At 64.3% G+C, this 24,634-nt stretch carries 19 protein-coding genes; 16 read left to right on the plus strand and 3 right to left on the minus strand.

What is annotated here, in order from left to right; all coding sequences use genetic code 11:
* Positions 1-14: 14 nt before the first annotated feature.
* The 3 genes from SB756_RS03650 (at position 15) to SB756_RS03660 (ending at position 3,822) form a co-directional block, all read left to right on the plus strand.
* On the plus strand, positions 15-1,490 hold the full coding sequence (locus tag SB756_RS03650) for an aldehyde dehydrogenase family protein (protein ID WP_410910190.1): 1,476 nt from the start codon (positions 15-17) through the stop codon (positions 1,488-1,490).
* A gap of 121 nt (positions 1,491-1,611) precedes the next feature.
* Positions 1,612-2,865, plus strand: coding sequence for an OprD family porin (locus SB756_RS03655; protein WP_410910191.1), 1,254 nt, complete (start codon positions 1,612-1,614; stop codon positions 2,863-2,865).
* Between the two features lie 243 nt (positions 2,866-3,108).
* The gene (locus SB756_RS03660; protein WP_341798873.1) at positions 3,109-3,822 is read left to right on the plus strand and encodes a GntR family transcriptional regulator; all 714 of its coding nucleotides are present in this window, start codon (positions 3,109-3,111) and stop codon (positions 3,820-3,822) included.
* 6 nt (positions 3,823-3,828) lie between these two features.
* Here SB756_RS03660 and SB756_RS03665 read toward each other — a convergent pair whose 3' ends face one another.
* Together SB756_RS03665 and SB756_RS03670 are read right to left on the minus strand one after the other, a co-directional pair.
* A complete protein-coding gene (locus SB756_RS03665; protein WP_341798398.1) occupies positions 3,829-4,779 on the minus strand; it encodes a PDR/VanB family oxidoreductase in 951 nt (316 codons plus the stop codon).
* A gap of 12 nt (positions 4,780-4,791) precedes the next feature.
* On the minus strand, positions 4,792-5,859 hold the full coding sequence (locus SB756_RS03670; RefSeq protein WP_341798399.1) for an aromatic ring-hydroxylating dioxygenase subunit alpha: 1,068 nt from the start codon (positions 5,857-5,859) through the stop codon (positions 4,792-4,794).
* A 496-nt stretch (positions 5,860-6,355) separates the two neighbouring features.
* On the opposite strand from SB756_RS03670, the gene SB756_RS03675 reads away from it, so the two are divergent.
* The 4 genes from SB756_RS03675 to SB756_RS03690 all read left to right on the plus strand — a co-directional run bounded on the left by SB756_RS03675 (position 6,356) and on the right by SB756_RS03690 (position 11,503).
* Complete coding sequence (locus tag SB756_RS03675; protein ID WP_410910192.1) at positions 6,356-7,216, plus strand: DMT family transporter; 861 nt, start codon at positions 6,356-6,358, stop codon at positions 7,214-7,216.
* Positions 7,217-7,339: 123 nt separating this feature from the next.
* Positions 7,340-8,005 carry an ABC transporter ATP-binding protein gene (locus SB756_RS03680; RefSeq protein ID WP_341798400.1) on the plus strand — a complete coding sequence of 222 codons (666 nt, stop codon included), beginning with the start codon at positions 7,340-7,342 and terminating at the stop codon, positions 8,003-8,005.
* Entirely contained in the window at positions 8,005-10,458 is a 2,454-nt protein-coding gene (locus tag SB756_RS03685) for an FtsX-like permease family protein (protein ID WP_410910193.1), read from the plus strand. The genes SB756_RS03680 and SB756_RS03685 overlap by 1 nt, the downstream gene beginning before the upstream one ends.
* Positions 10,448-11,503 (plus strand): lipocalin-like domain-containing protein, encoded by a 1,056-nt coding sequence (locus SB756_RS03690; RefSeq protein WP_410910194.1) that lies wholly within the window; start codon positions 10,448-10,450, stop codon positions 11,501-11,503. The genes SB756_RS03685 and SB756_RS03690 overlap by 11 nt, the downstream gene beginning before the upstream one ends.
* 48 nt (positions 11,504-11,551) lie before the next feature.
* Here the strand turns inward: SB756_RS03690 and SB756_RS03695 are convergent, their stop codons facing one another.
* Positions 11,552-12,298 (minus strand): enoyl-CoA hydratase, encoded by a 747-nt coding sequence (locus SB756_RS03695; RefSeq protein ID WP_410910195.1) that lies wholly within the window; start codon positions 12,296-12,298, stop codon positions 11,552-11,554.
* A 102-nt stretch (positions 12,299-12,400) separates the two neighbouring features.
* On the opposite strand from SB756_RS03695, the gene SB756_RS03700 reads away from it, so the two are divergent.
* The 9 genes from SB756_RS03700 (at position 12,401) to SB756_RS03740 (ending at position 24,625) form a co-directional block, all read left to right on the plus strand.
* Positions 12,401-13,045, plus strand: a complete 645-nt coding sequence (locus SB756_RS03700) for a TetR family transcriptional regulator C-terminal domain-containing protein (protein ID WP_016499178.1) — start codon at positions 12,401-12,403, stop codon at positions 13,043-13,045.
* Between the two features lie 74 nt (positions 13,046-13,119).
* Positions 13,120-13,836 (plus strand): response regulator, encoded by a 717-nt coding sequence (locus SB756_RS03705; protein WP_341798404.1) that lies wholly within the window; start codon positions 13,120-13,122, stop codon positions 13,834-13,836.
* Positions 13,833-14,618: a substrate-binding periplasmic protein gene (locus tag SB756_RS03710; RefSeq protein ID WP_410910196.1), complete on the plus strand. Its 786-nt coding sequence runs from the start codon at positions 13,833-13,835 to the stop codon at positions 14,616-14,618. Before SB756_RS03705 ends, SB756_RS03710 begins: the two co-directional genes overlap by 4 nt.
* Positions 14,615-16,867 (plus strand): ATP-binding protein, encoded by a 2,253-nt coding sequence (locus SB756_RS03715; RefSeq protein WP_410910197.1) that lies wholly within the window; start codon positions 14,615-14,617, stop codon positions 16,865-16,867. Before SB756_RS03710 ends, SB756_RS03715 begins: the two co-directional genes overlap by 4 nt.
* Before the next feature lie 196 nt (positions 16,868-17,063).
* The gene (locus SB756_RS03720) at positions 17,064-18,470 is read left to right on the plus strand and encodes an amino acid permease (protein WP_341798407.1); all 1,407 of its coding nucleotides are present in this window, start codon (positions 17,064-17,066) and stop codon (positions 18,468-18,470) included.
* A gap of 432 nt (positions 18,471-18,902) precedes the next feature.
* Positions 18,903-19,697: an enoyl-CoA hydratase/isomerase family protein gene (locus SB756_RS03725; RefSeq protein ID WP_410910198.1), complete on the plus strand. Its 795-nt coding sequence runs from the start codon at positions 18,903-18,905 to the stop codon at positions 19,695-19,697.
* A gap of 32 nt (positions 19,698-19,729) precedes the next feature.
* The gene (locus tag SB756_RS03730; RefSeq protein WP_410910199.1) at positions 19,730-20,890 is read left to right on the plus strand and encodes an acyl-CoA dehydrogenase family protein; all 1,161 of its coding nucleotides are present in this window, start codon (positions 19,730-19,732) and stop codon (positions 20,888-20,890) included.
* 17 nt (positions 20,891-20,907) lie between these two features.
* Positions 20,908-23,025, plus strand: a complete 2,118-nt coding sequence (locus SB756_RS03735; protein WP_410910200.1) for an acetate--CoA ligase family protein — start codon at positions 20,908-20,910, stop codon at positions 23,023-23,025.
* Entirely contained in the window at positions 23,018-24,625 is a 1,608-nt protein-coding gene (locus tag SB756_RS03740) for a 5-guanidino-2-oxopentanoate decarboxylase (RefSeq protein ID WP_410910201.1), read from the plus strand. The genes SB756_RS03735 and SB756_RS03740 overlap by 8 nt, the downstream gene beginning before the upstream one ends.
* Positions 24,626-24,634 lie beyond the last annotated feature (9 nt).

The following is a 24,634-nucleotide window of genomic DNA, read 5'->3' on the forward strand; positions in this document are numbered from 1 at the left end:
CCAAGGAGCCTTGCATGTCTGCCAATTGCCCTCGTTATCAAGACCTTCAACTGCTGCCGATTGCCGGCCAGTGGCGCGCCGGCAGTGCCGGTAAGCCCCTGAATGTGTACAACCCGTACAACGACGACTTGTTGCTTGAGGTCCAACAGGCCAGTCGTGCCGACCTGGATGCCGCCTATCAGGAGGCAGCCCGGGCACAGTCGAAATGGGCGGCACTGGGCCCCGCCGCACGCGCGGCGGTGCTGTACGAAGTGGTGGCGATATTTGATCGTCGGCGCGACGAGATCATCGACTGGATCATCCGCGAATCCGGCAGTACCCGGCTCAAGGCGCAGCTGGAATGGGGCGCGGCGCGGGCAATTGCGCTGGAGTCGGCATCGTTTCCGTCGCGGGTGCACGGGCGCATCGTCGAGTCCAACGTGCCGGGCAAGGAAAGCCGCGTGTACCGCAGTGCCCTGGGTGTGGTCGGGGTCATCAGCCCGTGGAACTTCCCGCTGCACCTGACCCAGCGCTCGATTGCCCCGGCGCTGGCGCTGGGCAATGCCGTGGTGGTCAAGCCTGCCAGCGACACCCCGGTGTGCGGCGGCCTGCTGCTGGCGCGCATCTTCGAAGAGGCAGGGCTGCCAGCCGGGGTGCTCAGTGTGGTGGTCGGCGCGGGCGGCGATATCGGTGATGCCTTTGTCGAGCACCCGGTGCCGGCGCTGATCACCTTCACTGGCTCCACCCCGGTGGGGCGTGGCATTGGCCGTATTGCGAGCGGTGGCGAACACCTCAAGCACGTTGCCCTGGAGCTGGGCGGCAATAGCCCGTTCGTGGTGCTGGACGATGCCGACCTTGAACAGGCGGTGAATGCTGCCGTGTTCGGCAAGTTCCTGCATCAGGGGCAGATCTGCATGGCGGTGAACCGGATCATCGTTGACGACAGCCTCTACGACGCTTTTGCGCAGCGCTTCGTCGAGCGTGTCAGGGCGCTGGCGGTAGGCGATCCGGACTCGTCAGCTACGGTGATCGGGCCGGTAATCAATGCCCGGCAACTGCAGGGCCTGCTGGACAAGATCAGCCTGGCACGCGGCGAAGGTGCCGAGCCGCTGTACGAGGGCGGGGTCGACGGCAACTTGCTGGCGCCGCATGTGTATGGCGAGGTCACCGTCGACATGGACCTTGCGCGTAACGAAATCTTCGGCCCCTTGGTGGGCTTGCTGCGCGCGCGTGACGAAGCGCATGCCCTGGAGCTGGCCAATGCCAGCGAATTCGGCCTTTCCAGCGCGGTATTCAGCCGCAACCTGGAGCGTGCCGTGCGCTTTGCCCGCCAGGTGCGTGCAGGCATGAGCCACATCAACGACATCCCGGTGAACGACGAGGCCAACGCGCCGTTCGGCGGTGAGAAGAACTCGGGGCTTGGCCGTTTCAACGGGGACTGGGCCATCGACGAGTTCACCCGCGATCACTGGGTAAGCGTGCAGCACGTGCCGCGCCAGTATCCGTTCTGATGCATTGAGCCACTGAGTAGCGCCCGGCCCGGGCCGGGCATTCATGCAGCCATTCGACCACGGGCTCTGGGCAGCCTGCGGGGGGGGCGGCTGCGCCCAAGTAACGCGGAGAACAATAATAATGATGCACACACACTGCACCCTGGCCCGTTCGGCCCTGGCGGTTTCGCTGGCGTTTGGCCTGGGTTTGCCGGCCTGGGCCGAGGAGGGGGGCTTCCTTGAAGATGCCAAGGCCGGGCTGACGCTGCGCAACTACTACTTCAACCGCGATTTCCGTGACCCGGGGGCGGCCAAGAGCAAAGTCGAAGAATGGGCCCAGGGCTTCATCCTCAAGTTCAGCTCTGGCTACACCCCCGGGCTAATTGGTGTTGGCCTGGACGGCATCGCCATGTTCGGCATGAAGCTGGACAGTGGCCGCGGTACCAGCGGTTCCGAACTGCTGCCGGTGCACGACGACGGACGTGCGGCCGACAACTATGGCCGTGCAGGGCTGGCGGCCAAGCTGCGTATTTCATCGACCGAGCTGAAGGTGGGTGAGCTGCTGCCGGATATCCCGCTGCTGCGTTACGACGATGGCCGCCTGCTGCCGCAAACCTTCCGTGGCGCCATGCTCGACTCGCGGGAAATCGAAGGCCTGAGCCTGCAAGCCGGCCAGTACCGCGAGGTCAGCCTGCGCAACTCGTCCGATATGCAGGACCTCTCTGCCTGGGCCGCGCCCGGGGTCACCTCGGACGGCTTCAACTACGCTGGCGCCGAGTACCGCTTCAACCAACAGCGCACCCTGATCGGCGCGTGGCATTCGCAGTTGGAGGACATCTACCAGCAAAGCTACTTCAACCTGCTGCACAGCCAGCGAGTGGGCGAGTGGACGCTGGGGGCCAACCTGGGTTACTTCATCGACCGTGATGACGGCCAGGCGCGCATCGGCGATATCCAGAGCCGCACGGGCTACGCCTTGCTGTCAGCTTCGCACAGTGGTCACACGTTGTACGTGGGGTTGCAGAAAGTGAGTGGCGACAGCCAGTGGATGTCGGTGTACGGCAGCAGCGGGCGCACCTTGGGCAACGACATGTTCAACGGCAACTTCAGCAACGCCGACGAGCGTTCGTGGCAAGTGCGCTACGACTATAACTTTGCCGCGCTGGGTGTGCCGGGGTTGCTGGCCATGGTGCGTTACGGCCATGGCGAGAATGCCACCACGGCGGCAGGCAGTAATGGCAAGGAGTGGGAGCGTGATACCGAGGTGAACTACACGGTCCAGAGCGGAGCGTTGAAGAACCTCAACATCCGCCTGAACAACGCCACCAACCGGCGCAGCTTCAACAGCGATTTCGACCAGACGCGCCTGATCGTCAGCTACCCGCTGACGCTCTAAGCCGCAATATGCCCGGTGAGCACGGTCCTTGTAGGAGCGGCCTTGTGTCGCGATGGGCTGCAAAGCAGCCCCCGGGTTTCAGCACAGATGCATCAAATGAGGGTCTGCTTCGCAGCCCATCGCGACACAAGGCCGCTCCTACAGGTACCGCGCAGACTTTTAGAATTTGAGCAAGTTACCAGGCCAGCAACAACCCCTCACCTTGCGCTAAGATGCGCGCTCATGTCCCTGGAAGTAGCCTGGATGAGCAAGCCCGGTCAAATGGTGCTGGTCGCGTTGCGCAAGATGATCGCCTCGGGCGAGCTGGCGGCCGGCGAGCGCTTGATGGAAGTCCCCACCGCCGAGCTGTTCGGCGTCTCACGCATGCCGGTGCGCATGGCGTTTCGTACCCTCGAGCAGGAAGGCCTGCTGGTGCGTTTTGGTGGCCGGGGTTTTCAGGTGCGCTCGGTCAGCGCCGATGACATCGCAGGTGCGGTCGAGGTGCGCGGCGTGCTGGAGGGGTTGGCCGCTCGCCAGGCCGCAGAGCGTGGCTTGTCAGCGCAAGCACGCGCGGCGCTGCAGCAGTGCCTGGTCGATGGCGACCAGCTGTTCGACAAGGGCTTTGTGACCGAAGACGACCTGCAGGCCTATCACGACCTGAACATGCGCTTTCACCAGGTGATCATCGAAGCCAGCCACAACCCGGCCATCGCCGATGCCCTGGCACGCAACGACCACCTGCCGTTCGCCTCGGTCACCGCACTGGCCGTGGACCGCCATGACCTGGCCCGCGAGTACCGGCGCTTCAACTTTGCCCATATGCAGCATCACGCGGTGTTCGACGCCCTGGCCAATCGTCAGGGTGCTCGCGCCGAAGCGATCATGCGCGAGCACGCCAATGCCACCTTGCGCTACGCCGAAACTTTTGGTGGGGCAACGGCGGACGCGAGCATGAAAGTCATCCTGCCCTCGTCGTAAACCGGTTCAGATATCCAGCACCAGCAGGGGCGACTTCGAGCGCGAGCAGCAGGGCGTGAACTGATCGTTCAGCGCCTGCTCCTCTTCGGTGAGGAACATGTCGCGATGGTCCGGCGTGCCTTGCAGCACGCGGGTCAGGCAGGTGCCGCAAATACCCTGCTCGCACGACATGGCGATCTCGATACCGTGCTGTTCCAGTACCTGCACCACGGTCTGGTCGGCTGGCACCTCGAACACTTGCCCCGTGCTGTTCACCTGCACCGAAAAACTACCGTCGTTGCTGGCATCCACGGGCGCCGCGGCAAAGTATTCGCGGTGCAGGTTGGCCTCCTGCCACCCCAGCCCCTTGGCGCTGGCCAGCACATGCTGCATGAAACCGCCGGGCCCACATACATACAGGTGCACATCGTCTTGCGGGTTGCCCAGCACCCGGGCGATATCCAGTGCGGTTTCCGGTTGCTCGTCAAAGTGCACGAACAGGCGGTCAGCGAACGGCGCGTTGTGAATGCGCTCGACAAAGGCCGCACGCTCGCTGGAGCGGGCACAGTAGTGCAGCTCGAAATCATGGCCGCCGTGGGACAACTGCTCGGCCATGCACAGGATCGGTGTAATGCCGATGCCACCGGCAAACAAAAGGCTGCGCCGCGCGCCCTCGGCCAGCGGGAACAGGTTGCGCGGCGTGCTGATGCGCAGCCGTGCACCGGCCTGCACCTGCTCATGCAGGCTGCGTGAGCCGCCCCGCGAGGCCGGATCGTTTAGCACGCCAATCAGGTAGCGGTGGCGCTCTTCGGGGTGATTGCACAGCGAATACTGGCGCACCAGCCCATCGGGCAAGTGCACGTCGATATGTGCGCCAGCGCTGAACGGCGGCAGCAGGCTGCCATCCGCCGCCGCCAGCTCGAAGCTGCAGATACCTTGCGCTTCATCGTTACGGGACACCACTACGGCATCGATCATGTAGGCTGTTCCTCAGGCAGGGGTGGCGCTGGTAGCGATCAGTTGCGGTTGCGGCGCACGCTCTTTGGCGATGATCCGCTCCAGCACCTTGCGCGACTGCACGCCGCCAGCATCGATGTTCAGCTTCAGCAGGTTGCGCTCGGGGTAGGCCAGCAGGTTCTGTTGCTGGCGTTCGAGCATCTCCAGGTCTTCGCTGAAAATCTTGCCCTGGCCCTCACGAATGTCGTCGGTCAGGGCCTGGTCGTGCGCGGCGAAGTTGCGCGCCATGCCCCAGAAGTACCAGATCGAGGTGTCGGTTTCCGGAGTGATGAAATCGACCACGATGCTCGACGCCTTGTGCTGGGCCTCGGCGTGGTAGCCACCCTTGCCGGCATGGGCTACGCCCACTTCGATCAGCACATGGCTCGGCGGAGTGAAGCGACAGATCTGCCAGCGATCCACCGGCACGTCGTCGGCCAGGCCGTTGCCACGCAGGGCCATGCGCCAGAAGGGCGGGGCCATGATGTTTTCCATGTGCCGGGAGGTAACCACCTCGTCGCCGGTGACGGTGGTGACTGGCGGCGCCTCGTCGATTTCCTTCTGGCCGATGCTGGAGGCATGCACGTAGGTTTCGTGGGTGAGGTCCATCAGGTTGTCGATCATCAGCCGGTAGTCACAACCAATGTGGAACAGCCCGCCGCCGTACGCCCACTCATCATTCACCGCCCATTCCAGATGCGGGATCAGCGCCGGGTCGGCCTGCGCCTGGTCGCCGGGCCAGACCCAGATGAAGCCATAGCGTTCGACGGCCGCAAAGGTCTTGTTGCAGGGAAAGCCACGCACTCGCTGGCCCGGCATCGAGACGGTCTTGCCGTCGCAACCCATGACCAGGCCGTGGTAGCCACACACCAGGTTGCCGTCCTCGACATAGCCCAACGACAACGGCGCGCCGCGGTGGGGGCAGAAGTCCTCGACGGCGGCCACTTTGTTTTCTTGGGCGCGGTAGAACACGATCTTCTCGCCGCAGATCTGCCGTCCAAGGGGCTTGGTGGTGATCTCGTCGGGGGTGCAGGCGACGTACCAGGTGTTTTTGGGGTACATGGGGAGGCTCTCCAGGGTTTTGTTTTTATTTAATGGATCCATTAGAGCTTTCGTGTGAGAGCTAGGTCAACACATTCTGCATAAAAATTGCGAGCCATGTGCGGTTATCGAACGATCAGTGGATCCATTGGCGTAAATTCGTCAGGTCGCTGTCGGTAGGAAATGGGGCGGTTTCAGCAGTGGACGTGTGCCTTGGTCAAAAGGCAACGGCTGCCCCCCCTCTGTAGGAGCAGGCTTGCCCGCGAACACGGGCGGCGCCTGTGTCATTTGGTTGCGAGTTATGTCGATGACACAAGTAACCTAAGCCTTATTAGATTTCTTGTAGGCTAAAGGATCTTCCTAGTGTCAGATGATTCCTACGTGATGACTCTCGTCACGCTTAGTTGCAATACACGCCATTGACAGCGCCATCAAGCGGCTTATTGAATGAAGTGGTCGCAAACATAATAGGTGTACGCGAAGTGAGGCCCGCTAAATACAACAAAGGGGTGTTGAAGTGGATGTGGTAATGGGCTTGGTGGCAGCCTTATGTTGGGGGGCTACAGATTATTTGGTGAGCGTAAATGGCAGGTCACTTGGTATCAGGCGTTCAGTGCTCTACAGCCAGGTATTGGGATTGGTGATTCTGAGTATTTTTGCTTTGCAATCAAGCAGCCTCAATTCGATTGTCGCAGTCAGTGTAGAATCCGTGATCTTCTGTCTTGTCGCGGCGGTGTTGACGCTACTCGGCGCTCTCTCCCTGGCCAAGGCGTTAACCGAGGGACGCACCGCAATTGTTGCGCCAGTGGTCACGTCCTACGGTATCGTCACAACAATCTTGGCTTGGGCAGGGGGCGAACGCTTGACTGCCTATCAGTTTATTGGGATCGCCATCTGCGCATTTGGTGTGATGGCTGTGGGCCTGGGGCACAGCAATCCCGCGTCTCGCTTAAACCGACGCGAGGGGCAGGCAATTGTTTTTGCGCTGCTGGCAGCTGGTTTTTACGGCTTCAGTTTCTGGGTTCAAGGTAAATATGCGCTGCCCGCTGTAGGCCCAGTCAACATGCTCTGGTTGAACTACTGCGTGGGCGCTCTGTTTCTGTTGCTTATGTATCGTAATTTTCGAGGGGGTACCAATTTGACCTTAAAAGATTACGGCGCCTTGAGCGGTGCCAGTCTTTTCAATCTGGGTGGTTTCGCAGCGTTTTCATTTGGGGTGCTTGAGGGTTCGATTGCCGTTGTAACGGTTATTAGTACGCTTTCTGGCGGGGTGGCGGCCATGCTCGGCTATGTGTTCTATAAAGAGCGTTTAACGGCAGGGCAGTTGTTGGGCGTGAGTTTCGTTCTGCTAGGCGCGGTAGTGCTGCATCTGCTGTAGGCGCTACGTCAACCCAAGATGAATCATGGAGGGAAGAAAACATAACTGCGACGGGGATGACTGTACACCCCTGCGGTTCGGACCTGCTATTACTAAGCAGACGCACACCATAAAGGCCCGTCGATGCTCGCCATCGAACAGCTCCACAAATCATTCCCCACCCCCCAAGGCCCGCTCCCTGTCCTGCAGGGCGTGGACCTGCGTCTGGCACGCGGTAGCAGCCTGGCACTGATGGGCGAATCGGGCAGTGGCAAGAGCACGTTGCTGCACCTGATTGCCGGCCTGGACCGTGCCGACAGCGGCCGTATCCTGATCGATGGCGTCCCGCTCGACGGCCGTTCGGAGGCGTCGCTGGCGCAGTGGCGACGGGAGGGGATTGGCCTGGTGTTCCAGCAATACAACCTGATCAGTAGCCTGGACGTGGCGGCGAACCTCGCCTTTCAGGCCAGGCTGGCTGGCAGGCATGACCCACAATGGGTGGGTTACCTGGCAGAGCAGTTGGGCTTGGCAGGTTTGCTGGCGCGCTACCCTGAGCAGTTGTCCGGTGGCCAGCAGCAACGGGTCGCCATCGGCCGCGCCCTGGCTGGGCGCCCGGCTTGGCTGCTGGCCGACGAACCCACCGGCAGCCTTGACGAAGCCAGCAGCGATGAGGTGCTGAGCCTGTTGCTGCAACTGGTCGCCGAGGCCGGCAGCGGTGTGCTGATGGTGACCCACAGCCCCCGGCTGGCGGCACGCTTGCAGGGGCGTTGCCAGCTGCAGGCCGGTCGCGTTCAGCCAGAGTCGGGGTGATGAGGCTTTTGTCGCTGGCCCTGTTGGCGTTGTTCAGCCATTGGCGGCGCCATCGTGTGCAGTTTTTCAGCATCTTCACCGGGCTGTGGCTGGCCACGGCGCTGTGGACGGGCGTGCAGGCGCTGAACAGCCAGGCACGCAGCGACTACGCCCGCGCCAGTGCCGTGCTGGCCGGGCCGCTGCAGGCGCAGCTGGTGCCGCGCAACGGTGAGCGCTTCGACCAAGGGCTTTACGTGCAATTGCGCAAGCAGGGTTGGCCAGTAACGCCCGTGCTGGAAGGGCGCTTGCGTTTGCCTGGGGGGCCCGCGCGCAGTGTGCGCTTGTTGGGCATCGAACCTTTGAGCCTGCCGCCGGCCAGCAGCATTGCCGGTGTGCAGCCGCAAGCATTCGATGTGCAAGCGTTCATCGGCACGCCCGGGCAAGCGTGGGCCGGGCCAGACACCTTGCGGCAACTGGGCGCAGAGCGTGGGGCAGCGGTGCGCGACAGCGAAGGGCAATTGCTACCCCCCATGATCCTGCAGCCTGCATTGGCGCCTGGGGTGATCGTGGTCGATATCGGCCATGCCCAGCGGTTGCTGCACGCGCCTGGGCAGTTGTCGCGGTTGCTGGTGGCCGGAAAGCCAGGGCCGCTGCCTGCTGATATTGCGGTTTACCTCGAACTGCAACCGCAACAGGACGACGGCGGGTTGCAGCGGCTGACTGAGAGCTTTCACCTCAACCTGACTGCTCTCGGCCTGCTGGCGTTCGTCGTAGGCCTGTTTATCGCCCATGCCGCAATCGGTCTGGCGCTAGAACAGCGGCGTGGGTTGATCCGCAATCTGCGCGCCTGTGGCGTCAGCTTGAACACCCTGCTGTGCGCCTTGATGCTGGAGCTGGGTCTGTTCGCCGTCCTGGGCGGGCTGGCCGGTGTGGCCAGCGGGTATGTGCTGGCCGCGTGGTTGTTGCCCGATGTGGCAGCCAGTTTGCGCGGCCTGTACGGCGCCCAGGTTGCCGGTACCCTGAGCCTGCCCGCGTGGTGGTGGCTGGTGGGGGGGCTTGTGAGTGTGCTGGGGGCATTGCTGGCAGGGCTGGGCAGTGTGTTACGTGCAGCCCGGTTGCCATTGCTGGCGTTGGCGCAGCCTCAGGCTTGGCGGCTGGCGCAGGGACCATGGTTGAGGCGCCAGGCTTGCATAGCGGGCGTCCTGTTGCTGCTGGCCTTGGGCTGTGGCGTGCTGGGTAACCGCCTGGCCAGCGCGTTTGCCATGCTGGCTGGGCTGTTGCTGGCGGCGGCGCTGTTGTTGCCGGCCTTGCTCGACCGGGCTCTGGCCTTGCTGACGCGGTATTGCCGGCGGCCTTTGGCGCAATGGTTCGTCGCCGATAGCCGCCAGCAACTGCCGGCACTGAGTTTGGCACTGATGGCACTGTTGCTGGCGCTGGCTGCCAGTGCCGGCGTGGGCAGCATGACCGAAGGCTTTCGCAAGACCTTTGTCGGCTGGCTGGACCTGCGCCTGTCTGCCGACCTGTACGTCAGCCCTCGGGATACAGGCCAAGGTCTGGAAATTGCGCAATGGCTAGGGCAGCAATCGGCAGCCAGTGTGGTGCTGCCCGGCTGGCGGGTAGAAACGCAGTTGCAGGGCTGGCCGGTGCAGCTTCAGGGCATCGTCGATCACCCGGGCTACCTCAAGCGTTGGCCGTTGCTGCAGGAGCAGCCTCACGCCTGGGAAGCGTTGGCCGGCGGGCATGCGGTGATGCTCAGCGAACAGCTGGCCAGGCGCCTGAAGGTGCAACTGGGCGACCGCCTGGCGCTGCCTTCAGAGGCGATGACAGTGGTGGGGATCTATGCCGATTACGGTAACCCCAAGGGGCACGTGCTGGTCAATGCCAGCTGGTTGCGCACGCACTGGCCGCAGGCCACGCTGACCGGTTTGAGCGTTGATCTGCCCGCTGAGCAATTGCCCGTCATCAAGGCTGCGTTGCAGCAGCGTTTCGCCCTGGACGACAGCCGCGTAGTGGAGCAGGCGCGCCTGAAACGCTGGTCTACCGAGGTGTTCAACCGCACCTTTGCCGCCACTGCCGCGCTCAACAGCCTCACGCTTGGCGTGGCCGGCGTGGCGCTGTTCATCAACTTGCTGACGTTGGGCCAAACGCGGCTGAGCCAACTGGCACCCCTGTGGGCGCTGGGTGTGCAGCGCAGGCAACTGGTGTGGTTGAGCCTGGGGCAGACACTGATGCTGAGCAGTTTCACGGTACTGCTGGCCATTCCGTTGGGGGTGTTGCTGGCCTGGTGCCTGGTGGCGGTGGTCAACGTGCAGGCGTTCGGCTGGCGCCTGCCGCTTTACGTATTCCCCGTGCAGCTGCTGCAACTGGCCGCCTTGGGGTTGTTCTCCAGCCTGTTGGCCAGCGCCTGGCCGCTGTGGCAACTGGCGCGCCGCCAGCCCCGCGAACTGTTGAGGCCGTTTACCGATGAAGCGTAACGCCTTGCTGTTGCTATGCGGCCTGCTATGCGCTTGTGACCCGCCAGCGCCACAAAGCTATGCCGGGCTGGGGCAGCAGGCAGACGGTTTCAGCCAGGTGGCCCGCGCGCATCGCCTGGAATTCCCGCGTGACCATGGCGCGCACGATGGCTTTCGCATCGAATGGTGGTACGTCACCGCCAACCTCAAGGACGTCCAGGGGCGTGACTGGGGCGCCCAGTGGACCCTGTTCCGCTCGGCCCTGCGCCCCGGCCCTGAAACCACCGACTGGAACAGCCCCAACCTGTGGATGGGGCACGCGGCCCTGACCGGGCCGGGTGGCCACCAGTCTGGCGAAACCCTGGCCCGCGGCGGTATCGGCCAGGCCGGCGTGCAGGCCCAGCCGTTCCGGGCGTGGATCAATGATTGGTCGTTGCAGGGCAGGGCGGGCATCGAAAGCCTGCAAATGGCTGCCGGTGGCGAAGGTTTTCGCTACGCCTTGCGTTTGCGCAGTGATCGCCCCCTGGTGCTGCACGGCGACCAGGGTTACAGCGAGAAATCCGGCAAGGGGCAGGCTTCTTACTATTACAGCCAGCCGTTTTACCGTGTGCACGGGGAGGTAGAGCGTGATGGCATGTGCATCGCGGTCACCGGCCAGGCCTGGCTGGACCGGGAATGGAGCAGCCAGCCGCTGGCGGCCGGGCAAACGGGGTGGGACTGGTTTTCCCTGCACCTGGACAGTGGTGCCAAGCTGATGTTGTTCCAGGTGCGTCAGGCTGAGGGCGATGCCTACCGCGCCGGCACGTGGGTTGGCCCGCAAGGTGAAGTGGTAGCGCTGCAAGGCGCGCAGGTTCAGTTGCAGGCCCTGGCCTGGGCCGAGCAGAAGCATGGCAAACAGGTACCGACGCGCTGGCGGGTGCAGGTGCCGGCGCATGGGGTGGATGTGCAGGTCGAGGCGGTGGAACCACGGGCCTGGATGGACACACGGTTCCCGTACTGGGAAGGGCCGGTGCGGTTGAGCGGGAGTGCCGGTGGGCGCGGGTATCTGGAGATGACCGGGTACTAGTGCAACACATTCCCGCGATCATGCACCCACAAGGGACGCGTCATCGTTTCAGTCTTTGATCAGACGCTGTAGCACGGCCCGTGCTTCTTCGGTGCGCAAGCACTCGATAAACAACTGGCTTTCCCGCGCCACCGTGGCCTCCAGCTCCGCCCGCTGGCTGTCCTTCATCAGCCGCTTGCTGATGCGCAGCGCCGCCTGCGGGTAAGTTTGCAGCTGCCGCGCCAGCTTGCGCGCTGCGGCCAGGCACTCTTCGCCATCTTCATGCAGCTCATTGGCCAACCCCCAGGCCACCGCCTGTTCGCCATCCAGCAACACGTTACCCAGCAGCAGGCCAGCGGCGCGGGCCTGGCCAAGCAAGCGTGGCAGCAACAGGCTGGAGCCAAACTCCGGGCACACTCCCAACGGTGCGAAAGGCATGCGCAGCTTGGTCGAGCGGCTGACCAGCACTTGGTCGCAATGCAACAGCAAGGTGGCGCCGATGCCGATTGCTGCGCCACTGACTGCCGCGATCAGCGGCTTGTCCAGCCCCATGACCACCCGCATCAGGCGGAACACCGGGCTGTCCAGGTCAGTGGGCGGGTTGTCGAGGAAGTCGCGCAGGTCGTTGCCAGCGGTGAAGCAGTGGGCGCCACCGGTGATGATAATGGCATCGACGCCAGGGTCTTCACCCGCTGCCAGCAGCAGGTCGCCCAGTTGCTGGTACATGGCGGTGTTCAAGGCGTTGAGCTTGTCGGGGCGGTTGAAGGCCAGGGTCAGCAGGCCTTGGTCCAGCTCGCGTGTGATCAGGTCGTTCATGGCAGCCGCTTTTGTTGTTGTGGGTACGTGTGCCAAGGGTTTATCACGCAGTCCGGCTTGTTGTACAGTCGTTCAGTCCAGCCCCTGAACCGAGAACCCTTGATGAGCCAGGAAGCCCGCTACCACCGCATGCTGCCGGAATTGCGCAAGGCCAACCTGGTCGAAGCGACCCTGGTGTGCCTCAAACGCCACGGATTCCAAGGGGCTTCGATCCGCAAGATTTCGGCCGAGGCCGGGGTCTCGGTCGGGCTGATCAGCCACCACTACGCCGGCAAGGACGAACTGGTTGCCGAAGCCTACCTGGCCGTCACCGGCCGGGTGATGGGGCTGCTGCGTGAAGCCATGGCGCAGGCTGCGCCCAATGCCCGCGAGCGGTTGTCGGCGTTTTTCCGCGCCTCGTTCTGTGCAGAGTTGCTCGACCCGCAGTTGCTCGACGCCTGGTTGGCGTTTTGGGGCGCGGTAAAGACGGCCGACGCGATCAACCAGGTGCATGACCATTCCTATGGCGAGTACCGCAAGGAGCTGAGCCGGTTGCTGGCCGAGTTGGCCACGCAGGAGGGCTGGCAGGGCTTCGATGCCGACCTCGCGGCCATCAGCCTCAGTGCCCTGCTCGATGGCCTGTGGCTGGAGTCGGGGCTCAACCCCGGCACCTTCACCCCCGAGCAGGGCGTGATTATCTGCGAGGCCTGGGTCGATGGCCTGCAGGCCGGTGGTCGGCGGCGCTTCAGCCTGCCCGAGGGCTGTTGATCGTCTGTTCAGTAACGAGTACGCTGCTGGCGCGAGTGTGTAGAACAACACCAATAAAAAAGAGACAACACGCAATGACGCCTCGGGTATTGATCGTCGATGACGATCCGCTTATTCGTGACTTGCTGCAGGCCTATCTGTCCCAGGAAGGCTATGACGTGCACTGCGCCGATACGGCGGAAAAGGCCGAAGCCTTGCTCGCCAGCCAGGATGTCGACCTGGTGCTGCTGGATATCCGCCTGCCTGGCAAGGACGGTCTCACCCTGACCCGCGAGCTGCGCGTGCGCTCGGAGGTGGGCATCATCCTCATCACCGGCCGCAACGATGACATCGACCGCATTGTCGGCCTGGAGTGCGGCGCCGACGATTATGTGATCAAACCGCTCAACCCCCGCGAGCTGGTATCACGCGCCAAAAACCTGATCCGCCGCGTGCGCCATGCCCGCGAAGTGCACCCGGCACCGGCCTGCGCGCAGTCGTTGAAGCAGTTTGCCGACTGGGCGCTGGACACCGACCGCCGTCGCCTGATCGACCCACGCGGCGGGCAAACCCTGCTGACCCACGGTGAGTTCCAGTTGCTCAGCGTGTTCCTGCGCAACAGCGGCCATACCCTGAGCCGCGACCAGCTGATGGACCAGATTCGCAACCGCGAGTGGGTGCCCAACGACCGCTCCATCGACGTGCTGGTCGGTCGCCTGCGGCGCAAGCTGCACGATGACCCGGCCGAGCCGCAACTGATCATCACCATTCACGGCACCGGCTACCTGTTCACTGCCAGCGTGGCCGCATGATCCACCGCGCCCGCCGTGCCTGGGCGATGGTGCTGGCGTTGCTTGCCGTGCCAGCCGGTGCTGCAGAAACGGTGCGCTACTGCGATTACCCGGTGTACCCGCCGATGTCCTGGAGCGACGGCCACCAGGTGCGTGGCCTGGCGCCAACCGTGGTGCGCGAACTGTTCGCCCGCATGGGCTACCAAGTGCAGAACGTGGTGCTGGGCAACTGGAAACGCTGCCTGATGGACGCTGCCGCCGGGAGGGTGGACGTGGTGCTGGCCTACAACAGCGACCAACGTGACCAGCGCATGCATTTTTCCACGGAGCCGGTAATGCGCGAGGAAGTGGCTGTGTTCTACAACCGCAAACGGCCAGTGCAGTTCCAGCAGTTGGAGGACCTGGCCGGTTACCGCGGCGGCCTGTTGTACGGCGAAAGCTACGGCGCCGAATTCGACCGCTTCGTCGCCCGGCATCAGAACATCGAGCGGGTGTCTTCCAGCCAGCAGAACTTCGGCAAGCTGATCCGCGGGCGCATCGACTACGTGATCCAGGAGCGGCGCACCGGTCAACTGTTCATCGAGCACCTGGCAGGCGCGCAGGACATCCGCGTATTGCCCCGCGCGCTGAGCGTGGACTACCTGCGCGTTGCCGTATCGCGGCAATCACCCCTGAGCCAGCACATGGACGAAATCGACGCTCAGTTGCGGCGCATGAACCAGGCTGGCGAGATCGCGCGCTGGCTGGAGCAGAGCGAGGTCACCTACCGCGACATGATCAACCTGCCGGCAGATGCCCGATGATTCGCCTGCACACCGATGGCCTGCTGCGCCGCCTGCTGCGGTTCATCCTGTTGTTCAGCCTGTGTTTCACGGTGCTGGCCAGTGGCGTGCAGCTGTATTTCGAATACCGCCGCGAGATGCGCGACATCGAGGCGCGCATGGCGTTGATCCGCGCCGGCTACCTCGCCAGCCTGGAGCGCAGCCTGTGGGACCTGGACGAGGCCCAGCTTGATACGCAATTGCGCGGTTTGGTGGATTTTTCCGACGTGGCCCGGGTGCGCCTGGTCAGCGACGATTTTCAACTGCTACGAGGGGAGGCCGAACCCAAAGGGCCGCTGCGCATCGAGCGCTTCCCCCTGGACTATCAGCCCCCCTCGGGGCCGGCCAGGCACCTGGGTGAGCTGGAAGTCAGTATCGACCTGGGAGCTGTGCACCGTCGGCTTTACGCCACCGGCCTTGCCAGCCTGCTGTGGATGGGGGTGTTCCTGTGCGGCCTGGCAGTGGCGCTGTCGGGGCTGTTCTATCGCCTGGTCACCCGCCATCTGCAAGTGATGGCCGAGTTCGCCCGGCGTATTGGCGCCGGCCAATGGCAGGAACCGTTGCGCCTGGGGCGCCGCCGTTCATCGCGCCCTGACGAAATCGACACGGTGGCCAATGCCCTGGACGATATGCGCCGCGCCATCCTCAGCGACATTGAACGCCGCGAGCGCGACCGCCTGGCGTTGCAAGACAAGCGCGACGAACTGCAGGCCATGGTCGAACGACGTACCGCCAGCCTGGCCCGGGCCAAGGATGAAGCCGAGGCCGCCAACCTGGCCAAGTCGCGCTTTCTGGCGACCATGAGCCACGAGCTGCGCACCCCGCTCAACGGTATCCTGGGCATGGCCGAGCTACTACGCGGTGGCCGGCTGGATGCGGCCGACCGTCAGCGCCTGGAAGCCTTGTCCAAGGCCGGCGAGGGGCTGTTGGCGATTCTCAACGAAGTGCTGTATTTCGCCCGGCTCGAAGAAGGTGAGAGCCGCGCCGAGCTGGTCGGCTTTTCGCTGCGCCAGTTGTGCCAGGAAGTGCTGGCGCTGCTCGAACCCATGGCTGCGGACAACGGCGACACACTGAATCTGGAGGTTGATGAGCAATTAGCCGGTTACCAGCACGGCGCCGAGCAGTACCTGCGTCAGGTGCTCAGCAACCTGCTGGCCAATGCCATCAAATTCACCGAGCACGGCCAGGTGCGGCTCAAGGTACAGGTGCTGGCCAGCGATGCGACCACGCAGCGCCTGCGGCTGTCTGTCAGTGACAATGGCATCGGCATCGAGCCGGCTGTACAGGCAAAAATCTTCGACCGCTTCGTCCAGGCCAGCGAAGCCGTGGCCCGCCGCTACGGCGGCACCGGTCTGGGCCTGGCGATCTGCAAGCACCTGGTGGAAAAGCTGGGGGGCTGCATTGGCCTGGACAGTGTGCAAGGGCAGGGCAGCTGCTTTTGGTTCGAACTCGACATCGCCCTTGGGCAGCCCGTTGCGGCCAATACCCCGGCCCACTCGGTCAGCGCCAGCCTGGATATCCTGGTGGTCGAGGACGTCGCGCTGAACCGTGAGGTGGCGGGCAGCCTGCTGGTGCGCGATGGCCACCGGGTGAGCTTTGCCGAGGATGCCGGGCAGGCCCTGCAGCTGTGCGCTCAGCGGCGCTTCGACCTGATCCTGCTCGACGTTCACCTGCCCGGCATGAGCGGGGTGGAGCTTTGCCGGCAGCTTCGCGCCACCCCCGGGCCAAACCACCACAGCCGGATAGTGGCGCTAACTGCTGGCGTGCAACCGGGGCAAGTGTCGGGTTACCTGGAAGCCGGCATGCAAGGTGTGCTGGCCAAGCCTCTGCGGCTGGCCAACCTGCGCCAGGCGCTGGCCGACGCGAAGCCGACTGAAGAGGCCGGTATTGACGCGAACATGGACTGGTCGCTGCTGGCCACCCACCGCTCGCTGCTGGGCGAGCAGAAGCTGCAAGGTCTGCTGAAGGTGTTGCACCAGTCACTGGAGCAGCACGCCACGGGGTTGGCAGAGGCGCTGCCGGCCCAGGACTTTACCGAAGTGCTGCACCTGGCCCATCGCCTGGCCGGCAGTTGCGACTCCCTGGGTTTTTCTGGCCTGGCTGCGCTGTTGCGACGCCTGGAAGACGCAGCCCGCCAGCATGACGGGCAGGGGCTGAACGCACTTGCCGAACCACTGGCAAACCAGCTCGGCCAGGCCCGTGCGACCCTGGAACAGTTGATCCAGAGCTGACGTACAAAAAACTTACGACTTTTTACATCTTCGATCCGTTCGTACAACGGCACCTTACATCCGTTTCCAATAATCCATGGCAACCGTGTTGCACGCGGTCCATGAGGCTTATTGGAGACAAGAATAATGACATGCCGTAGCGCTCAGCCCCTCCTTCGTACCGCCCCCCGCACCTGCCGCAATGGCGAGGTGCGCCATGACTGACAACCACGAAAAAATCCAGCTCACCCGCGCCCTGAAAAGCCGGCATATCTTCATGCTGTCGCTGGGCGGGGTGATCGGCACCGGCCTGTTCATGGGTTCGGGCGTGACCATCAACCAGGGCGGGCCGGTGGGCGCGATCCTGGCGTACCTGGTGGCCGGCTTGCTGATGTACCTGGTGATGGTCTGCCTGGGTGAACTGTCGGTGCAGATGCCGGTGTCCGGCTCGTTCCAGGCCCACGCCACGAAGTTCATCGGCCCGGCCACCGGCTTCATGATCGGCTGGGTGTACTGGATGAGCTGGGCCACTACCGTGGGCCTGGAGTTCACCGCTGCCGGCATGCTGATGACCCGATGGTTCCCCGAGGTGCCCATCTGGTACTGGTCGGCACTGTTCGTGGTTGTGCTGTTCGGCCTCAACGCCCTGGCCACCCGCGCTTTTGGCGAGGCCGAGTACTGGTTCTCGGGCATCAAGGTGGCGACCATCCTTGGTTTTATCATCATTGGCCTGCTGGTGATCTTCGGCGCCATTCCGCTGAGCAGCGGGGCACCGGCGCCAATGCTGGACAACCTGGTGGGCGAGTCGCTGTTCCCTCACGGTCTGTCGGCGGTGTTCGCGGTGATGATGACCGTGGTCTATGCCTTCCAGGGCTGCGAAATCATGGGCGTTGCGGCCGGCGAGACCGAGCACCCGGAAAAAAGCATCCCGCGGGCGGTGCGCAACGTGGTGTTCCGCGTGCTGATTTTCTATGTGCTGGCGATTGCCGTGCTGTCGGCCATTGTGCCGTTCGAGCAGGCCGGCCTGATGGAAAGCCCGTTCGTGCAGGTGTTCGACATGGTCGGCATCCCCTTTGCTGCCGACGTGATGAACTTCGTCATCCTCACCGCCATCCTGTCGGTGGGCAACTCCGGGCTGTATGCCTCTACGCGCATTCTCTGGGCGATGTCCAAGAGCGGCATGGCGCCGAAAAGCCTGGCACCGCTGAGCAAGCGCGGCGTGCCGTTGCGGGCGCTGAGCATCACCCTGTGCTTTGCCCTGGTGTCGCTGATGACCAGCTTCATTGCCGCCGACACCCTGTTCATGGTGCTGATGGCGGTGAGCGGCATGTCCGGCACCGTAACCTGGATCGTCATCGCCCTGGCGCAGTACCGCTTCCGCAAGGCCTACCTGCGTGAAGGTGGGCAACTGCAGGACCTGAAGTACAGGGCGCCGCTGTACCCACTGGTGCCGCTGCTGTGCATCACCCTGTGCAGCTCGCTGTTTGTGTTCCTGGCACTGGATGGAACCCAGCGGCCGTCGCTGTACTGGGGCTTTGGCTTTATTGCCCTGTGCTACGCGGCGTACTTCTTCGTCAATCGCCGCCGGCAGGGTGCCTTTGAGCCCAGCGCGCCTGGCGTTTGATGCCGTGGGTCGTTGGTTGTAAGTGTTCGTCGAAACATTTTTATTGTCTGTGAGATCGAGCGCCGCCCGCGCGGCGCTTCGCAGCACAAGGCTGCTCCTACATCTGTTTCGGGCCAGTCACGCCTGTGCCTGCGCACGCGATCGCCTTGTTTGCCTGACGCGATATCGCGGTGGAAGCAAAGGGGCCGCGCGCCTTCGTCTCAGGAATAACTGGCCCGAAACAGATGTAGGAGCAGCCTTGTGCTGCGAAGCGCCGCGCGGGCGGCGCTCGATCTCACAGGCAACGAAAATGCAATGCCAAAAGAAACCCGCGTAACAGCAAAAACCGAGTTGTGCGAAGTTGTAACAGCCCATCCCGCCTTGTTGAACACTCGTTTAGTATCTCCCTCATCAAGCCCTCCCAAAACCATCACAACAACACCGAGGCCCCCCATGACCACCCCGTCGTCGTCACTGTTGAGCAAAGTCGAAGCCGGCGTTGCCTGGATCACCCTCAACCGCCCCGAGCAACGCAACGCGCTGGACATCCCCACCCTCAAGCAACTGCACGCCTTGCTCGAAAGCCACAACAGCGACCCGGCCGTACGCGTGGTGGTGCTTACCGGCAGCGGCCGCAGCTTCTGCGCCGGCGCCGATCTGGTTGAATGGGCTGCTGCCGAAGCTGCGGGCACCCTGGAAAGCTACGGCTGGACCGAAACCGCCCACGCCCTGATGTTGCGCCTGCACAGCCTCGACAAGCCCACCATCGCCGCCATCAACGGCACCGCCGTGGGCGGTGGCATGGACCTCAGCCTGTGCTGCGACCTGCGTATCGCCGCCGCCTCTGCGCGTTTCAAGGCTGGCTACACCAGCATGGGCTACAGCCCCGATGCCGGCGCCAGCTGGCACTTGCCACGGCTGATCGGCAGCGAGCAGGCCAAGCGCCTGTTGTTCCTCGATGAACTGTGGGGCGCCGAGCGCGCCCTGTCGGCCGGGCTGGTCAGCGAAGTCTGCGCCGACGAGCAACTGCCCGCCGTGGCGGCCGAGCTGGCCGGGCGCCTGGCCAATGGCCCGACGTTCGCCTATGCGCAGACCAAGCAGCTGATCCGCGACGGCGCCCGGCGCACCCTGGCCGAGCAGCTGGAGGCCGAGCGCCACGCCGGCCTGCTGTGCGGCCGCAGCCAGGATGGCGCCGAGGCGCTGCAAGCCTCGGTTGAACGCCGCGCCCCCCGTTTCACCGGCCAGTAACCCGATACCGACCCTGACCAGGACCTTCGCAGATGAATTTCCAACTGACCCAAGAACAAGAAATGTTGGTGGAAGCGGTACGCAGCTTTGTTGCCAAAGAGTTGCTGCCCCATGAGGAAGCGGTGGACCGCGCCGATGCCGTGTCGCCAGAGCTGGCCGCGCACATCCGTGGCAAGGCCATCGCCGCCGGGTTCTATGCCTTCAACATGCCTGAGGAAGTCGGCGGCGGTGGCCTGGACTACCTGTCCCAGGCGCTGATCGAACGTGAGCTGTCCAAGGTGTCCTGGGCGCTGCATGTGTTTGTCGCACGCCCGTCGAAAATCCTCATGGCCTGCAAGGACGAGCAGGTTAAGGACTACCTGCTGCCTTGCGTGCAGGGCGAGAAAACCGACTGTTTCGCCCTCACCGAACCGGGTGCCGGTTCCGATGCCAACGCCATCAAGACCCGCGCCGTGCGCCAGGGCGATGACTTTGTCATCAACGGCAGCAAGCACTTCATCAGCCACGCCGGCCATGCCGATTTTGCCATTGTCTTCGCCGTCACCGACACCTACGAGCACAACGGCCGCAAGCGCAATGCGGTCACGGCCTTGCTGGTCGACCGCGGCACACCGGGCATGACCATCCGCCGCGGCCCCAAGTGCGTGAGCAACCGTGGCTACCACACCTACGAGCTGTTCTTCGACGACTGCCGGGTGCCGGCCAACAAGGTGCTGGGCGAAGTCGGCAAGGGCTGGGAAGTGGCTAACGCCTGGCTGACCGCCGGCCGGGTGATGGTCGCCGCCAACTGCGTGGGCCAGGCCCAGCGCGCCCTCGACCTGTCGCTGCAGTGGGCCGCCGACCGCAAGCAGTTCGGCCAGGCCATCGGCAGCTACCAGGGGGTGTCGTTCAAGCTCGCCGACATGGCCACGCAGATCCGCGCTGCGGAGATGCTCACCCTGCACACCGCCTGGAAGATGGACCAGGGCAACATGACCGACGGTGAGGCCGGTATGGCCAAGCTGTTTGCCAGCGAAGTGCTGGGCAAGGTCGCCGACGAAGCCGTGCAGATCTTCGGTGGCATGGGCCTGATGGATGAAGGGCCGGTTGAGCGCATCTGGCGCAACGCGCGTATCGAGCGCATCTGGGAGGGCACTTCGGAAATCCAGCGGCACATCATCGCCCGCGAACTGCTGCGCCCGCTGCTGCGCTGAGCGCCAGGAGAACACCCATGTCGCAATCGATTCGTGACAACCTCAAGCGCCTGCTGGCGCCCCGGCACCTGGCCTTCGTTGGCGGGCGCAGCATGGCGCGGGCGCTCAAGCGCTGCGCCGAAGGCGGCTTTGCCGGTGAGCTGTGGCTGGTCAACCCGCAGCATGAAAGCCTGGAAGGTATCCCTTGCGTGGCCCGCGTGGCCGACTTGCCTTACGCCCCGGACGCGGTGTTCATCGCCACCAACCGTGAGCTGACCTTGCAGTGCGTTGCCGAGCTGGCCGCGCGTGGCGCCGGGGGTGCCATCTGCTATGCCTCCGGCTTTGCCGAAAGCGGCGAAGAGGGCCGCCAGTTGCAGCAGCGCCTGCTGGCTGCGGCCGGCAACATGGCCCTGCTCGGGCCCAACTGCTATGGCCTGCTCGATTACCTGCACGGTGCCGCCCTGTGGCCGGTGGCCCATGGCGGCCAGCAGGTGGAGAAGGGCGTGGCGATCCTCACCCAGAGCGGCAACTTTGCCTACAACCTGTCCATGAGCGACCGCTCGCTGCCGGTGGCCTACATGGCCTCGGTCGGCAACCAGGCGCAATTGGGCGTGGCCGAGCTGATGGACGTGCTGCTCGACGACCCACGGGTAACGGCCATCGGGCTGCACCTGGAAGGCTTGAAGAACGTGCCGGGCTTTTCACGCGCAGCCTACAAGGCATTGCAGCAGGGTACACCGGTCATTGCCCTGAAGACTGGCGTGTCGCAGATCGGCGCTGAACTGGCGCTGAGCCACACCAGCTCGTTGTCCGGCTCCGATGCGTTGTACGACAGCCTGTTCCAGCGCCTGGGCGTGATCCGCGTCAGCGGCCCGGTGAGCTTTGTCGAAACGCTCAAGGCCGCAGCCTGCGGACGCTTGCCGGCAGATGGCGAGCTGATTGCGCTGGCCTGCTCAGGCGGCGATGCCGGCCTGATTGCCGACTATGCCGAACGCAACCGGTTGCAACTGCCGAAGCTCGCGCAAGGGCAGGTGGCGGCACTGGCCGAGGTGTTGCCGGGCTATGCCAACCTGGTCAACCCACTGGACTTCACCACTGCCATCTGGGGCGATGAAGCCGCCCTGCAACGCATGCTCGACAGCACCCTGAGCGGCGCCGCGGGCGCGGCGATGCTGGTGCTGGACTACCCGGCGGCGTTCACCGGCGAGCGCAAGGAATGCGACCTGCTGCTTGGACTGTACTGCGATGCCGTTGAACGCCACGGCAAGATCGGCTTCGTCACCTCGGCTTTCCCGGAACTGTTGCCTGCCAGTGCGCGTGAGCGCCTGCATGCGCGGGGCATCGCAGCCCTGCAGGGCGTGGAAGATGGCCTGGCGGCCTGGGGGCGCATCGTCGCTTACCAAAGGAACCGCCCCCGCTTGCTGGACCAGGGCGAGGCTGCGCGGGTACCGCTGTGCCCGCAGGCCCTCACGGGCGAAAGCCGACTGTTGGACGAATGGCAATCCAAGCAGGCCCTGCGCGCCTTCGGTCTGCCGGTGCCGGCAGGTGTGCTGAGTACGCCCGAGCGCGCTGTGGCAGACGCCGCCTGCGTGGGTTACCCGCTGGTACTGAAGGCGGTCAGCGCACAGCTGCCGCACAAGACCGAAGCCGGTGCGGTGGCGCTGAACCTGCGTGATGCCGCCGCCCTGGAAGCTGCACTGTTGCAGATGCGCCAGCGCATCGCTGCCTACGCCCCGCACGTCGCGTTCGACCAGGTACTGCTCGAACCCATGGCCGAGCCGCCGCTGGCCGAGCTGATAGTGGGGATCAAACGTGAACACGACTTTGCCCTGGCCTTGGTGATCGGTGCCGGTGGGGTGCTGGTCGAACTGCTCAAGGACAGTGTCAGCCTGTTGTTGCCCACCACCGACAGCGCCATCCGCGCCGCACTGCTGAACCTGCGCAGTGCCAGCCTGCTGCAAGGCTTCCGTGGCCGCCCGGCCGCCGACCTCGACGCCGTGGTCGCAGCTATCCGTGCGGTGGCCGACTACGCCTGCGAAAACGCCGGGCAGCTGTTGGAGCTGGATGTGAACCCATTGATGGTCGGTGCCCACGGCACCACCGCGGTCGACGCGCTGATCCGCCTCGGCCTGGCGCAAGGAGAACGACATGAATGACCTTACCCTGACGGCCGGCCAGGCGCTGGTGCGCCTGTTGGCCAACTACGGCGTGCAGACCGTGTTCGGCATCCCCGGGGTGCACACCCTGGAGCTGTACCGTGGCCTGCCAGGCAGCGGTATCCGCCATGTGCTGACCCGCCACGAGCAGGGCGCCGGCTTCATGGCTGACGGCTATGCGCGCGTGAGCGGCAAGCCGGGGGTGTGCTTCGTCATCACCGGCCCGGGGGTGACCAACGCCGCCACCGCCATCGGCCAGGCCTATGCTGACTCCATCCCGATGCTGGTGATTTCCAGCGTCAACCATACCGCCAGCCTGGGCAAAGGCTGGGGCTGCCTGCATGAAACCCAGGACCAGCGCGCCATGACTGCGCCGATCACCGCGTTTTCGGCCGTGGCGTTGCGCGGCGATGACCTGCCCGAGCTGATCGCCCGTGCCTGGGCCGTGTTCGACAGCGAGCGGCCGCGCCCGGTGCACATTTCGGTGCCCCTGGACGTGCTGGCTGCGCCTGTCAGTCGTGACTGGAGCCATGAGGTGGCACGCCGCCCCGAGCGTGGCCAGCCGTGCCGCGAAATGCTCGACCAGGCTGCCCTGAAGCTGGCAGCGGCCAAGCGGCCGATGATCATCGCGGGTGGTGGTGCGCTGCACGCGGCCGAGCAACTGGCGCAGTTGAGCACCCGGCTGGCGGCACCGGTATTCACCAGCGTGGCCGGCAAGGGCCTGCTGCCGCCGCAGGCGCCCCTGAATGCCGGTTCCAGCCTGTGCGTGGAACCCGGCTGGCAGCTGATCAGCCAGGCTGATGTGCTGCTGGCCGTGGGCACCGAAATGGCCGACACCGACTTCTGGCGCGAGCGCCTGCCGATCACTGGCGAGCTGCTGCGCGTGGACATCGACCCGCGCAAGTTCAACGACTTCTACCCCTGTGCCATTGCCTTGCAAGGTGATGCCCGGCAAACCCTGGCCGGCTTGCTCGAACGCCTGCCAGCACTCGACCGAGACCCGGCCCAGGCCAGCGAAGCGGTGAGCAACCTGCGCCAGGCCATTCGTAATGGGCATGCACCGTTGCAGGCCACCCATCAGGCGATTCTTGACCGCATTGCCGCCGTGCTGCCCGACGATGCGTTCATCAGCAGCGACATGACCCAACTGGCCTACACCGGCAACTACGCCTTCGCCAGCCGGGCACCACGTAGCTGGCTGCACCCCACCGGCTACGGCACCCTCGGCTACGGCCTGCCGGCTGGCATCGGTGGCATGTTCGCCAGCGACCACCGTCCCGGCCTGGTACTTGTGGGTGATGGCGGCTTCCTGTACACCGCCCAGGAACTGGCCACTGCCGTCGAGGAGCTGAACCGGCCGCTGGTGGTGTTGCTTTGGAACAATGACGCCCTCGGCCAGATCCGCGACGATATGCTCGGTCTGGATATCGAGCCGGTCGGCGTGCTGCCGCGCAACCCGGATTTCATCGGCCTGGCCCGCGCCTTCGGCTGCACCGTGCACCAGCCACGCGACCTGGATGCATTGCAAGCCGACCTGGCCAGCGGCTTCGCCACCCCCGGCGTGACGTTCATCGAACTCAAACACACCTGCGTCTGTTAAGGCGCGTAC

This window comes from Pseudomonas sp. SIMBA_068 (genome assembly GCF_046534705.1).
GTDB classification, from domain to species: domain Bacteria; phylum Pseudomonadota; class Gammaproteobacteria; order Pseudomonadales; family Pseudomonadaceae; genus Aquipseudomonas; species Aquipseudomonas putida.

Excerpts from the sequence above, each read along its gene's own strand:
- SB756_RS03650 (WP_410910190.1), top strand. The coding sequence starts at position 15 with ATGTCTGCCAATTGCCCTCGTTATCAAGACCTTCAACTGCTGCCGATT.
- SB756_RS03655 (WP_410910191.1), top strand. The coding sequence starts at position 1,612 with ATGATGCACACACACTGCACCCTGGCCCGTTCGGCCCTGGCGGTTTCG.
- SB756_RS03660 (WP_341798873.1), top strand. The coding sequence starts at position 3,109 with ATGAGCAAGCCCGGTCAAATGGTGCTGGTCGCGTTGCGCAAGATGATC.
- SB756_RS03665 (WP_341798398.1), bottom strand. The coding sequence starts at position 4,779 with ATGATCGATGCCGTAGTGGTGTCCCGTAACGATGAAGCGCAAGGTATC.
- SB756_RS03670 (WP_341798399.1), bottom strand. The coding sequence starts at position 5,859 with ATGTACCCCAAAAACACCTGGTACGTCGCCTGCACCCCCGACGAGATC.
- SB756_RS03680 (WP_341798400.1), top strand. The coding sequence starts at position 7,340 with ATGCTCGCCATCGAACAGCTCCACAAATCATTCCCCACCCCCCAAGGC.
- SB756_RS03685 (WP_410910193.1), top strand. The coding sequence starts at position 8,005 with ATGAGGCTTTTGTCGCTGGCCCTGTTGGCGTTGTTCAGCCATTGGCGG.
- SB756_RS03690 (WP_410910194.1), top strand. The coding sequence starts at position 10,448 with ATGAAGCGTAACGCCTTGCTGTTGCTATGCGGCCTGCTATGCGCTTGT.
- SB756_RS03695 (WP_410910195.1), bottom strand. The coding sequence starts at position 12,298 with ATGAACGACCTGATCACACGCGAGCTGGACCAAGGCCTGCTGACCCTG.
- SB756_RS03700 (WP_016499178.1), top strand. The coding sequence starts at position 12,401 with ATGAGCCAGGAAGCCCGCTACCACCGCATGCTGCCGGAATTGCGCAAG.
- SB756_RS03705 (WP_341798404.1), top strand. The coding sequence starts at position 13,120 with ATGACGCCTCGGGTATTGATCGTCGATGACGATCCGCTTATTCGTGAC.
- SB756_RS03710 (WP_410910196.1), top strand. The coding sequence starts at position 13,833 with ATGATCCACCGCGCCCGCCGTGCCTGGGCGATGGTGCTGGCGTTGCTT.
- SB756_RS03715 (WP_410910197.1), top strand. The coding sequence starts at position 14,615 with ATGATTCGCCTGCACACCGATGGCCTGCTGCGCCGCCTGCTGCGGTTC.
- SB756_RS03720 (WP_341798407.1), top strand. The coding sequence starts at position 17,064 with ATGACTGACAACCACGAAAAAATCCAGCTCACCCGCGCCCTGAAAAGC.
- SB756_RS03725 (WP_410910198.1), top strand. The coding sequence starts at position 18,903 with ATGACCACCCCGTCGTCGTCACTGTTGAGCAAAGTCGAAGCCGGCGTT.
- SB756_RS03730 (WP_410910199.1), top strand. The coding sequence starts at position 19,730 with ATGAATTTCCAACTGACCCAAGAACAAGAAATGTTGGTGGAAGCGGTA.
- SB756_RS03735 (WP_410910200.1), top strand. The coding sequence starts at position 20,908 with ATGTCGCAATCGATTCGTGACAACCTCAAGCGCCTGCTGGCGCCCCGG.
- SB756_RS03740 (WP_410910201.1), top strand. The coding sequence starts at position 23,018 with ATGAATGACCTTACCCTGACGGCCGGCCAGGCGCTGGTGCGCCTGTTG.